Source organism: Pseudarthrobacter albicanus, assembly GCF_018224015.1.
Classification (GTDB): domain Bacteria; phylum Actinomycetota; class Actinomycetes; order Actinomycetales; family Micrococcaceae; genus Arthrobacter; species Arthrobacter albicanus.
Window position 1 is genome coordinate 62220 of sequence record NZ_JAGPOT010000023.1, and the last position, 11807, is coordinate 74026.

General features: G+C 69.3%; 9 protein-coding genes, 1 tRNA gene and 2 pseudogenes. 5 read left to right on the forward strand and 7 right to left on the reverse strand.

Translation table 11 applies throughout. The features are described 5' to 3' along the window. Positions 1-170: 170 nt before the first annotated feature. Positions 171-1628: an FAD-dependent monooxygenase gene (locus J9611_RS07265; protein ID WP_211878949.1), complete on the forward strand. Its 1458-nt coding sequence runs from the start codon at positions 171-173 to the stop codon at positions 1626-1628. Here J9611_RS07265 and J9611_RS07270 read toward each other — a convergent pair. From J9611_RS07270 to tmk, 5 genes and pseudogenes are all read right to left on the reverse strand, one after another. After that, positions 1625-2042 (reverse strand): annotated as a pseudogene (locus J9611_RS07270) (ZIP family metal transporter); the annotation flags it as partial. The gene J9611_RS07265 and the pseudogene J9611_RS07270 sit on opposite strands and share 4 nt — an antisense overlap. A 628-nt stretch (positions 2043-2670) precedes the next feature. Beyond that, a tRNA-Thr gene (locus J9611_RS07275) sits at positions 2671-2743 on the reverse strand. 121 nt (positions 2744-2864) lie between these two features. Further along, positions 2865-4430 (reverse strand): alpha/beta hydrolase, encoded by a 1566-nt coding sequence (locus tag J9611_RS07280; RefSeq protein WP_211878925.1) that lies wholly within the window; start codon positions 4428-4430, stop codon positions 2865-2867. Positions 4431-4484: 54 nt separating this feature from the next. After that, complete coding sequence (locus J9611_RS07285) at positions 4485-5627, reverse strand: DNA polymerase III subunit delta' (protein ID WP_211878927.1); 1143 nt, start codon at positions 5625-5627, stop codon at positions 4485-4487. Continuing rightward, positions 5624-6292, reverse strand: coding sequence for a dTMP kinase (gene tmk / locus J9611_RS07290; RefSeq protein WP_211878929.1), 669 nt, complete (start codon positions 6290-6292; stop codon positions 5624-5626). Before tmk ends, J9611_RS07285 begins: the two co-directional genes overlap by 4 nt. A 99-nt stretch (positions 6293-6391) precedes the next feature. Here tmk and J9611_RS07295 point away from each other — a divergent pair, with 99 nt between their 5' ends. After that, entirely contained in the window at positions 6392-7624 is a 1233-nt protein-coding gene (locus J9611_RS07295) for a trans-sulfuration enzyme family protein (RefSeq protein ID WP_211878931.1), read from the forward strand. Between the two features lie 9 nt (positions 7625-7633). Then, positions 7634-7990 (forward strand): DUF2516 family protein, encoded by a 357-nt coding sequence (locus J9611_RS07300; protein ID WP_211878933.1) that lies wholly within the window; start codon positions 7634-7636, stop codon positions 7988-7990. Positions 7991-8002: 12 nt separating this feature from the next. On the opposite strand, the gene J9611_RS07305 is transcribed toward J9611_RS07300, so the two are convergent. Then, entirely contained in the window at positions 8003-8851 is an 849-nt protein-coding gene (locus tag J9611_RS07305; RefSeq protein WP_211878935.1) for a class I SAM-dependent methyltransferase, read from the reverse strand. A gap of 136 nt (positions 8852-8987) precedes the next feature. Between J9611_RS07305 and J9611_RS07310 the strand changes: the two genes are divergently transcribed. Both J9611_RS07310 and J9611_RS07315 read left to right on the forward strand, forming a co-directional pair. After that, entirely contained in the window at positions 8988-10730 is a 1743-nt protein-coding gene (locus J9611_RS07310; RefSeq protein ID WP_211878937.1) for an HNH endonuclease signature motif containing protein, read from the forward strand. A 108-nt stretch (positions 10731-10838) separates the two neighbouring features. Then, positions 10839-11585 carry a phosphoglyceromutase gene (locus tag J9611_RS07315; protein WP_211878939.1) on the forward strand — a complete coding sequence of 249 codons (747 nt, stop codon included), beginning with the start codon at positions 10839-10841 and terminating at the stop codon, positions 11583-11585. Between the two features lie 114 nt (positions 11586-11699). Here J9611_RS07315 and J9611_RS21775 read toward each other — a convergent pair. Further along, positions 11700-11807: pseudogene (locus tag J9611_RS21775) on the reverse strand (phosphate signaling complex protein PhoU); the annotation flags it as partial.

Here is an 11807-nt window from a genome sequence, read left to right on the forward strand (position 1 = left end):
CCTCGATGGCAGTCAGGGCCGCACCTGTTTGCCGGCTGAAGGCATTCGGCGAGGTCTTCCAATTTATCGCGCACAAGGGGGCTTGCGGCAAGGCCCCCGTCATGCCTCAAACTGGCTCAGACGTGCCCGGAAAAGGTGCACAGAAAACGCTTAGGGAGGTGGGGGTCGTGATGGTTGATGTGATCGTTGCCGGAGGCGGTCCGACTGGGATGATGCTGGCCGGTGAGCTGACGCTGGCGGGGGTGGATGCGGCGATTGTGGAGCGCCGCCCGACGCCGGAGCTGGTGGGCTCGCGTGCGGGCGGGTTCCACTCGCGGACGATCGAAATCCTCGATCAGCGCGGGATTGCCGACCGGTTCCTCGCCGAGGGCCAGCGCGTCCAGGCGGCGTTCTTCGGGAACACGACGCTGGACGTGAGCGACTTTCCTACACGGCACCCTTACACGCTCGGCCTGTGGCAGAACCATATTGAGCGGATCCTGGCCGGCTGGATCGAGGAGCTGGGTGTGCCGGTCCATCGGGGGCTCGAGGTGGGCGGCTTCGCCCAGGACGACAGCGGGGTCGACGTGCATCTCGCCGACGGCGGGCCGATGCGCGCGCTGTACCTGGTCGGCGCCGACGGCGGGCGAAGTGCTGTCCGCAAGGCAGCCGGCATCGAGTTCCCCGGCTGGGATGCGACGAGGAGCAGCCTGATCGCCGAAGTGGAGGTGACCGAGGAGACGCCGGCGGGCATCCGCATCGACGAGGTGGGGATCCACGGGCTGCACCTGATGGAGGACGGGCGAACCATGCGGGTGGTCGTGACCGAGAAGCAACTTGGACCGGCGACCGAGCCCACCCTGGCTGACCTCGGCAAGGCGCTGACCGAGGTCTATAACACCGACTTCGGGGTCCACACTCCGACATGGATCTCGCGGTTCACCGACGCCACGCGGCAGGCCGCGGCCTACCGCAGCGGCCGCGTGCTGCTGGCCGGGGACGCCGCGCACATCCATGCTCCTTCGGGTGGGCAGGGGATCGGGCTCGGCATCCAGGACGCCGTGAACCTCGGCTGGAAGCTCGCCCAGGTGGTCAAGGGCATAGCGCCGGACAGTCTGCTGGACACCTATCACGCCGAGCGGCACCCCGCCGGGGCCCGCGCGCTGAAGCACACGATGGCGCAGTCGCTCATGCAGCGGGCCGACCCGCGCATCGGCGCGTTGGCCGACACGGTGGCCGGCCTGCTGACGATCGATGAGGCCCGGAAGCGGCTGGGCGGGCTCATTTCGGGCCTGGACGTCCGCTACGACCTCGGGGAGGGGCACCCGCTGCTCGGGCGCCGCATGCCCGATCTCGACGTCGTCACCGCCAACGGCCGGCTGCGCGTGTTCACCCTCCTGCACGATGCCCGTGCGGTGCTGCTCAACCTCGGCGCGCCGGGCAGCATCGACCCGGGGCCGTGGGCGGATCGGGTGCAGTTGGTGGACGCCACGTACGACGGCGGGTGGGAGCTTCCGGTGATCGGTTCAGTCAGCGCTCCTGCGGCCGTGTTGATCCGGCCCGACGGGCATGTGGCGTGGACGGGAGACGGAACTCAGCCTGGGCTGGAGGACGCGCTGGCCAGCTGGTTCGGGCCTGCGCGGCATTAACGCCCCGCGATGTGGATGGCGAAGGCCGTCACAAAGCCGACGGACGCGGTGAGGCCGGTGAGCAGGTGATGCTCCTCGAACGCCTCCGGGATCATCGTGTCAGCGAGCATGGCGAGGATGGCGCCGGCCGCGAGGGCGGTGATGAACGCGACGAGTTCCTCCGGGGCCTGGTCCAGCGCGAGGAAGCCGAGGCAAGCGGCGATGCCCCTGAGTAAGGCGATGGTTCCCCAAACGGTGAAGACGTAGGCGGCGCTGCGGCCGGGCTGACGGTGCCCGCACTGATCAGGCGGAGGCCGAGGCCGAGGGATTCGGGGATGCCGTCGAGCAGCGCTCCGACGGCGATGGCGGTCCCGCTGCCGGCGCTTCCTGCTCGCTGGGCTGCTGGTTGCCGGAGCGTTTGCGGTGCCGGGCACCGTTGCCCGGGGGCCAAGCAAAGGGAAAGCTGACCACCTACTTTAGGGCGGCCAGTGCGCTGGAGAAGGCAGTACGCGTAGGCCTAGCGACCCGCTCCGATACTCCCTGGAGTCGGTCATCAAGCCTGAATTCCATACGGCGGCTCCGGCCGCCCCCGCTGCACCGTAAAAGAAACCGAAAAGGGCACGCATCGATAAGCGGTGTGTGCCCTTTTCGGTTATGCGTGCACATCCTGGTCTTTCACTGCCATGGCCCAGCCGGATCCCACAGGGAACGACAGGCCGCCACCACTTTGAGGAATTCCGTAGTCATCCTGTCCGGCGCCTGAGGGCCGTCGTCACCGCCGGGGGCGCCATGGCGGCCGTCGTCCTGCCCACCCTGATCAGCGCCATCGCCGCCCGCAACGGGTAAGCCTCGCCGCGGTCCTCGCAGCCAACAACCTGCAGATGCGCTCGATCATCTATCCGGGCCAGAAGATTACTGTCGGCGGCACAAACACCTGCTGCAACTCTTTCAGCCCCGGCTCCGGCGAGCACACCGGCCGCTACTGACCGCATGGGCTTCCCACCGACACCAACAAAAAACCCCGTATCCCCGCTGAATCAGCGGAAACACGGGGTTCTTCCCGAGCTTCCTGCCAGAATCGAACTGGCGACCTTCTCATTACGAGTGAGACGCTCTACCAACTGAGCTAAGGAAGCAACCGCATGGAACCCAATAAATCGGGCGGATCATGCAAGAGATAACTGTAATGGAGTCCCGGCGCCCGGGTCAAAATGAGCCGCCGGACGCCCGAAAAACGCGGACAGCGGACACCGGGCCTTAGCAGATGGTGTTGTCCGCCGGTGCTTTCCCGTCGATCAGGTAGCCGTCCACGCCGTTGGTGATGCAGCTGTTGGAGCGGCCGTAGGCTGTGTGCCCCTCGCCCTTCCACGTCAGCAGCGACGCGTTCCCGAGCTGCTTGCGCAGTTCACCGGCCCATTCGTAGGGGGTCGCCGGGTCTCCGGTGGTGCCCACCACCAGGATCTGGGCCGAGCCTTTGTACTCCACCGGGGCGGGCGTCCGGACATCCTTGTACGGCCAGTCCTGGCAGTTGGCGCCGCCATAAGCAAAGTAGTACCCCAGGGTTGGCGAGATCTGCCGCAGCTGCTGATCCTCGGCGCGCATCGCTGCCGTGTCCAAGACCGTCGGGTAGTCGAGGCAGTTGATCGCGTTGAAGGCGAAGGTGCTGTTCGACGAGTAGCTGCCGTTGGGTTGCCGGTCGGCGCCGAAGTCCGCGAGCGCCAACAGGCCGCTGCCGTCTCCGGCCCGGGCCTGGGCCAGGGCCCCGGTCAGGAGTGGCCAGTTTTTGTCGTTGTAAAGCGGAAGGATGAAGCCGCTGACGAAGGTCGACGCCGAGACCTGCCGGCCGCTCTTGGACGGCAGGGGCTTTGCCTCCGCGGCCTTGATGAGATCGCGGATCTGCTGGACGGCGTTCTCGGTGCTTCCGCTGAGCGGGCACCCGCTGTTCTGCAGGCAGTTCGCCGCGTAGGCGCTGATGGCCTTTTCAAAGGCCTTGGCCTGGCCGCTCGTGAGTTCCTCGTAGCTCAGCGACGGGTCGATGGCGCCGTCCAGCACCATCCGGCCCACGTTGTCCGGGAACAGCGAGGCGTAGGTGGAACCCAGGAAGGTCCCGTAGGAGTAGCCAAGATAGTTCAGCTTGGTGTCGTTGAGTGCGGCGCGCAGGATGTCGAGGTCCTTGGCTGCGCTTACGGTGTCAACGTGGCCCAGCACCGGTCCGGTCTTCTCCGCGCACTTGGCGGCGACCACCTTGTTGTCCGCGAGTGCCGCTTCCAGCCCGGCGTCGGTATCCAGTGCATAGGTCTTGGCCCGGGCCTCGTCACGCTCCTTGTCGGTGAGGCAGGTGACAGGGGCGGAGCGCTTCACGCCGCGGGGGTCAAAGCCCACGACGTCGTATTTTGAGCGGACATTCTCGGAAATGTTGGTGGTGGCGCCGTCCTTGACGAAGTCGTAGCCTGAACCGCCGGGGCCGCCGGGATTGACCAGCAGGCTGCCCATTTTGCTGCCCTTCGTGGCCAGTTTGATGGCCGCGATTTCGATGCTGCCGCCGTCGGGCTTGCCGTAGTCCAGCGGGACCCTGATCTTGGCGCAGGTGAAGCTGGATTCGCAGGGCGTCCAGTCGACCTGCTGGGAGTAGAAGCCGCGGAGCTCGGCGGGAGCCGCAGCGGCGATGGCGGGATCGGGCTGGCCCGGGCTGGCGCTCTTCGGGCCGCCGCCGCCGAAGAGACCGCACGAGGCCACCGCCAGGACCAGGGCCATGGCACCGGCAGCCCTCACACCGACCGCCCAGGATCGGAATCTTGCGGGCAGAGGTCGGGCAGACGTCATGCGGTTTCTCCCTGAGGATCGGAACGGGCCGGACGGTGGTCTGGCGGGACGGGGTCAGATGAGGCTGGCAGCCATGGACTCGATGGCCAGCAGCGGGGCCACGTTGGTGGTGGTGATCCGTTTGCGGGCCTTATTGATGGCGTCCATGCGGACAAGAGTGACTTCGGCGGTGGAATGACGGGCGAAGTCTTCGAGGTCGCTCCTCAGTTCAACGTTGACGAGTTCGACAGCATTCCCCATCTGGATAATCAGCACATCCCGATAAAAGGACAGCAGGTCCGTCAGGGTGCGGTCAAGCGAATCGGTCACGGAGCGCTTGGCGCGGCGCTTCTGGTCCTCCTCCAGCTGCTTCACCTGGCCGCGCATGGCCGGGGGCAAGGTGCCGCTTTCGGGCGCTCCGAGGGTGGCCAGGAGCGCGATCTTCTCGGCGGCGTCGCGCTCGTCGTTGGAGCTGTTGGCTTCCTCGGTGGCGATCTTGACCAGTTTTTCAGCCATCAGGACCGCGGCGGTGATCCCGCGGAGGGTCAGCGGCAACCGCACCGTTTCCAGCCGGCGCTCCCGGGCTTCCGGGTCCCGGGCCAGCCGGCGGGCGATGCCGACGTGGCTCTGCGCCGCCCGGGCCGCGCGTTCGGCGACGCCCGGGTCCACGCCGTCGCGCTTGACCAGCAGGGCCGCAACGGCGTCCGCCGGCGGCAGCCGGAGCGCCACCGGCCGGCAGCGGGAGCGGATGGTCACCAGGACATCGGCGGGGGAGGGTGCGCAGAGCATCCACACGGTGCGCGGGGTGGGTTCCTCGATGGCCTTGAGCAGCACGTTGGTGGTGCGTTCGGCCATCCGGTCCGCGTCCTCCACCACGATGATCCGCCACCGCGCCGAGGATGGCCGGTTCCCGGCGGTGGAGACCAGCTCGCGGGCCTCGTCGATGGTGATGGTCACCTTCTCGGTGCGGACGAAGGCCACATCGGAGTGGGTTTCGCCGAGGATGGTCAGGCAGGCCGCGCATTCGCCGCAGCCGCGCAGGGTGACGTCCTCCTGGTCGCAGTTCAGGGCCGCCGCGAAGGCCTTGGCGGCGTTGGACCGGCCGGACCCCGGCGGGCCGGTGAAAAGCCAGGCATGGATCAGCCCTTCGCCCTCGGCCGCCTGGCGCAGTTGGGCGACGACGGCGGACTGGCCCTGCAGGTCGTCCCAGACGCTCATGCGGTCCTGCTGTGGGGCCGGGACAGCAATGAATCGACGCGCCCGAGGATGTGGGCGGCGAGTTCCCGGACCGGCAGGTGGGCCGGGAGCACCAGATACGTCTCCGGACGGGCCGCGGCAAGGTCCAGGAAGGCCGCCCGGATCCTGGTGTGGAAGTCGTCCGCTTCGGATTCCAGCCGGTCCTCCGCGGCCTCGCCCGCGGTGCGCCGGCGGCGGCCCAGCGCGGGGTCGACGTCGAGCAGCACCGTCAGGTCCGGCTGGAGCCCCGCGGTGGCCCATTCATTGAGGTCCCGGACGGCGTCCGTGCCGAGGTCCCGGCCCGCACCCTGGTAGGCGACCGAGGAGTCAATGTATCGGTCGGTGAGGACGATCTCGCCGCGCTGCAGTGCGGGGCGGATGACCTGGCTCGCGTGGGCGGCACGGGAGGCCGCGAAGATCAGGGCCTCCGTGTGCGCATCGATGTGGCCGTGGCCGTGGTCCAGCACGAGGGACCGCAGTATTTCGCCGATCGGGGTGCCGCCCGGTTCGCGGGTCCGCAGCACCGTCAGCCCGCGCGACTCAAGGGCCCCGGCCAGTTCTGCCGCCTGCGTGGACTTGCCGGCTCCGTCGCCGCCTTCGAAGGCGATGAACAGTCCAGGAAACAGTCCGGGGTTCTGGGTAGTCACCGTTCTAGACTACCGACAATCACCGACAGGACCGTGCGGGATGGCGCCTCGGGCGTCACGCCTTGGGAGCCCGGCGTGCCCCCGAAGTACCCTGTGGGCATGAGTCTTTCCGAACAACAGGCAGCTTCGCTCTCCGCCGAAACCGTGGTCGTGGCGGCGGGCCGTCCGCCGCGCCACCGCGATGCGCCGGTCAACCCTCCGCTGGTCTTGTCCTCGACGTATTTCGGCACCGGCCCCCTGGGCGACGGGGACCGCGGCTACGGCCGGTATTCGAACCCCACCTGGGACCCCTTCGAGGAGGCCCTGGCCCAGCTGGAAGGGGCGGAACTGCCCGGCCTGCTGTATGCCTCCGGCCTCGCCGCCGTGAGCTCCGCGCTGTCCCTCGTCCCGGCCGGCGGCGCGCTCGTGATGCCGTCCCACAGCTACGCGGGTTCGCTGGTGATGGCCTCGGAACTGGCGGAGAAGGGCTTCCTGGAACTGCGCACCGTGGACATCGCGGACACCGACGCCGTCCGGGAACGGCTGGCCCCGGCCGGCGGGAAACCGGCCAGCATGCTCTGGCTGGAAAGCCCCACCAACCCGATGCTGGGCGTCGCGGACATCCGCGCGCTCACCGCGGCGGCGCACGCCGCGGGCGCCGTCGTCGTCACCGACAACACCTTCTCCACGCCCCTCGTGCAGCAGCCCCTGGCCCTGGGCTCCGACGTCGTCCTGCATTCGGTGACGAAATACCTCTCCGGGCACTCCGACGTCGTGCTGGGCGCCCTGGTGACGTCCGACGCCGGCCTGCGCGCCGCGCTGCTGCACCACCGCACCATCCACGGCGGCATCGCGGGCCCGTTCGAGGCATGGCTGGCGCTGCGCGGGCTGCGCACCCTGGCCCTGCGCGTCGAGCGTTCCCAGGCCTCGGCGGCCATCCTGGCGGAACGGCTGAGCCGGCACCCGAGGGTCGGCAGCATCCGTTTCCCGGGACTGCCCACGGACCCCGGCCATGAACGGGCCAAGGCGCAGATGAAGGGTTTCGGTTCCATTGTGTGCATCGAGATCGCCCCCGTTCCGGGACCGGACGCCGGACCGGACGCCGGAGCAAACGCCGGGCCAGGAGGCGGCCTCAGCGGCGCGGACGCGGCGGACCGCATCATCCGCGCCCTGCGGCTGTGGCTGCCGGCCACCTCGCTCGGCGGCGTGGAATCCCTGATCGAACGGCGGCGCCGGCACAGCGCCGAGCCGCTCAGCGTTCCGGACAACCTGATCCGGATGAGCGTCGGCATCGAAAACGTCGAGGACCTTTGGGCCGATTTGGAACAGGCATTGGACACCCTGGACGGTTAGGCTGGGGGAGTGGACGGAAGAATACTGATTTACTATGTCGAAACCGGGATCTACCTGGTCCTGGCGCTCGTGGCCCTGGCTCTTGAGGTGTGGGCGTTCTTCGACTGCCTCCGCCACAAAGCCAACGCCTTCGAAGCCGTGTCCAAGCGGACCAAGACCTTCTGGCTTGCCCTGACCGGCGGCGCCCTGGCCGTCGGCGTGCTCTCCCTGGTGTCCCAGCTGGGGGGCGGCGGCATCGGCACGCTTGGCCTGTTTGGCCTCGCGGCGGTGACGGCGGCCTCCGTCTACCTCGCCGATGTGCGCCCCGCGGTCAAGGACGCGGGCCGCGGCGGGAACCGCAGCACGGGGCACTACGGCCCCTGGTGACCCACTAGCTCCCTAACTGCCGGGCGCGACGGCTTCCCAGCCGACGGTCAGTTCCCCCAGCCGCCAACGGGACGGACCGTCGTGGACCGGCCAGCCGCCGTCGAGCAGGGCCCGGCACATGGCTGACCAGCGCTGCCGGTTTCCGAAGGAGGCCAGCGGCGCTGCCTCCAGCCACGCCTTGTCCATTGCCTGCAGGTAAGCATGGATCCGCTCGCCCGGAACGTTCCGGTGGATCAGGGCCTTCGGGAGCCGCTCCGCGACCTCGGAGGGGAGTGCGAAGCTGCCGAACCGCATGGACAGGCTCAGGCTCAGCGGCCGTTCGGTGTCGAGCGCCACCCAGGTCACGCGCCGGCCGATCTCGTCGCAGGTGCCGTCGATGAACAGGCCGCCGGTGGCGAGCCGGCCCTGCACCAGCGCCCAGATGCCCGCGACGTCGGCCTCCTCGTACTGCCGCAGCACGTTAAAGGCGCGCACCACTACGGGCCGGCCCGGAACGGGAAGTTCGAAGCCGCCCAGTTGAAAGCTGAGGCCGGGCCGTTCCAGAATCCGGGCAAGCCGCACCCGCTCCGGCTCGATTTCGACGCCGACCATCCGGACATCCGGACGGATCACGGCGAGCCGTTCAAAGAGTTCGACGGCGGTGGCCGGCGACGCGCCGTAGCCCAGGTCGACGACGAGCGGGTCGGCCGCCGCGCGCAGCCGCCAGCCCTGCGGCCCGGTAAGCCAGCGGTCCAGCCGGCGCATCCGGTTGGGGTTGGTGGTGCCGCGGGTCACATTGCCGACCGGGCGGCCGGTTCTGCTCCCGCCCCTTGTCCCGCTGTTTATTACGGAGGGACCCACCCGTTCAGCCTTCTGCACCACAGTCCCACCCTATCCTTCAATGCGTCCTCCACCCGGGGTAAATTCCGGCCCGTCCGGGTGGCGCGGTATCTGGACGCCCGGGCCGTGCGGCCGCGGGCCTCCAATACTGTCGTAGGCCGCGAGTAGATTTTGATTCATGGAAGGCATCAGGGAGTTCGTCTCCTTCAGGGAGGCGGGGCAGGACACAGAGCCTGTCCTGGGCCGCGCCCTGGGCTTGCTCCGGACACTGGCCTCGACGGCGGTGGAGGACGCCGCGGGCTTCGGACTGACCGACGCCTCCGATTTCGCCGGCCGGGTGGAGGAACTCTCGCGGACCGTGGAGTATCTGCAGCTCGTCGCGGCCGGGGCGGTGGACCGGACCAGGAAACTGCCGGCGGCAACGGCTTTCACGGGCACCACGGCGTGGGCCACCGGGTGGCGGGAGAGCCCCGCGGACAGCCTGGCCGGCAGCCCGGGCGGAGCCGCCGGGGCCGCCGCTTCCGTGGCGGCCTCCGTGGCCGCCGGGGCCGGCGGGTCCGGGAACGCATCGGGGGCCGGCTCGTCCGGGGCCGTGGACGACGGTTACCGGAACACCACGGAGTTCCTGCGGGCGCGGCTGCGGATCAGCGCCGCGGAGGCCCGCCGCCGGCTCTCCCTTGCCGGCAGCGTCCTGCCCCGCCCGGTACTCGCCGGCCGGCAGCCGATGCCTGCCCTCCGGGCGGAACTCGGCGAGGCCGTCGCCGCCGGGGAGGTCCCGTCCCGGTCCGCGACCATCATCGCCCTGGCCCTGGACGGCGTCCGGCACAGCTGCGACGCCGCGGCCGCGGCGGCGATGGAGCACGCCCTGACGCGCACCGCCGCCGAAAACGACCCGGACTTCCTGGTCCGGATCGCCCGGCGCTGGGCCGACGCCCTGGACCAGGACGGCGCCGAACCCTCCGAAGAACTGCTGCGCCAGCTCCAGGGCGCCTTCATCCGCCGCACCCGCCACGGCCTGCACCACCTGGAAATCTTCGCCACCGCCGACCAGTTCGAACAGCTCCTCACCGTCATGAACACCGCCACCAACCCCCGCACCCGGCCCACGGGGCCAGCCAGCGCTTCCAGCGACGGCCAGGAACCCGGGGCCGCCCCCGCCGCTTCCACCGCGGCTGCCCGGGGGACCGCTGCCGTGATCCCGCGTGCCGGCGGCGAAGACGACAATGAGCCCGGCGCGGCGGGGCTGGACCTCCGCTCCCGGCCGCAGAAACTCCTCGACGGCCTCGTCGGTGCCTGCAAGGCCGCGCTGGCTACGGGCGGACTGCCCGCCGCGGGAGGACTGCGCCCCCAGGTCATGGTCACCATCGACTACCGGGACCTCCTCGGACGGCTCGCGGACACCGCCGGCACCGCGGCCGGCAGCCACACCGGCGGCAGCCAACCCGGCGGCAGCCAGACCGGCCGGGGCCCGGCCCCGGGACACACGGGAATCCTGAACACCGGGTCCCTGCTGTTCACCGGCCCCGTGATGGCCGGCACCGTGCGGAAGATCGCCTGCGACGCGGACATCATCCCGGTCCTGCTCGGGACCGAGGGCAGGATCCTGGACATCGGCCGGACCTCACGGATCTTCCCGCCGCACATCCGCAAGGCCCTCACCGCCCGGGACCAGGGCTGCGCCTTCCCCGGCTGCACCATCCCCGCGCCCTGGTGCGAGGCCCACCACATCAGCTACTGGTCCCGCGGCGGGTCCACCGGCACAGACAACGGCACGATCCTCTGCTCCCATCACCACCACGCCCTGGTCCACAAGGAACAATGGACCATCCAGCTCCGCACCGGCATCCCCTGGTTCATCCCCCCGCCCCACCTCGACCCTCGCCAGGAGCCACGAAGAAACCACTACTTCCGCCTCGAATGACGCCGCCCGCCCGATCGGCGCCGGCACGTTCCGACCCCGCGTGGCGGCAGGCCGACGGAAAATGTAACGCGCGGCAGCCCAGGTAGCCGCTCCGCTAGGATGAAAACCATGACTTACAAGCTGATCCTGCTGCGCCACGGCCACAGCGAATGGAACGCCAAAAACCTGTTCACCGGCTGGGTGGATGTTGACCTTAACGACCAGGGCCGCACCGAGGCGGTCCGCGGCGGCGAGCTTCTCGTGGAGAACAACATCCTCCCGGACATCCTGTACACCTCGCGGCTGAAGCGGGCCATCAACACGGCGAACCTGACCCTCGACGTGGCCGACCGCGGCTGGATCGACGTCAAGCGCGACTGGCGCCTCAACGAGCGCCACTATGGCGCGCTGCAGGGCAAGGACAAGGCCCAGACCCTCGCCGAATACGGCGAGGAGCAGTTCATGACCTGGCGCCGCTCCTACGACACCCCGCCGCCGCCCCTGGCGGACGACTCCGAGTTTTCCCAGGCGAATGATCCGCGCTACGCGGGCCTCGGCGACGCCCTTCCCCGCACCGAGTGCCTCAAGGACGTCCTGGTCCGCCTGCTCCCGTACTGGGAATCGGATATCAAGGAAGACCTCAAGGCCGGCAAGACCGTCCTGGTCACGGCCCACGGCAACTCGCTGCGGGCCCTCGTCAAGCACCTTGACGGCATCAGCGACGAGGACATCGCCGGCCTGAACATCCCCACCGGCATCCCGCTGGTCTACGAGCTGGACGAGAACTTCGAGCCGCTGAACCCGGGCGGCACCTACCTCGATCCAGAGGCCGCCGCCGAGTCAATCAAGGCAGTCGCGAACCAGGGCAAGAAGTAGCGCACCAGCGCCTACGACGGCGGCCCGTCACCTCACTGCGAGGTGACCGGCCGCCGTCGTACTGCCCGTTTTGTCCGGACAGGGTCCGGGGTGTCCGCAGAGCCGGAACCGGCGTCAGCTGTGTTCGATGCTATTGGGCTGCCAGGCGCCGGTGACCAGGTAGGTGACCTTCTGGGCGACGGAGACGCCGTGGTCGGCGAAGCGCTCGAAGTAGCGGCTGGC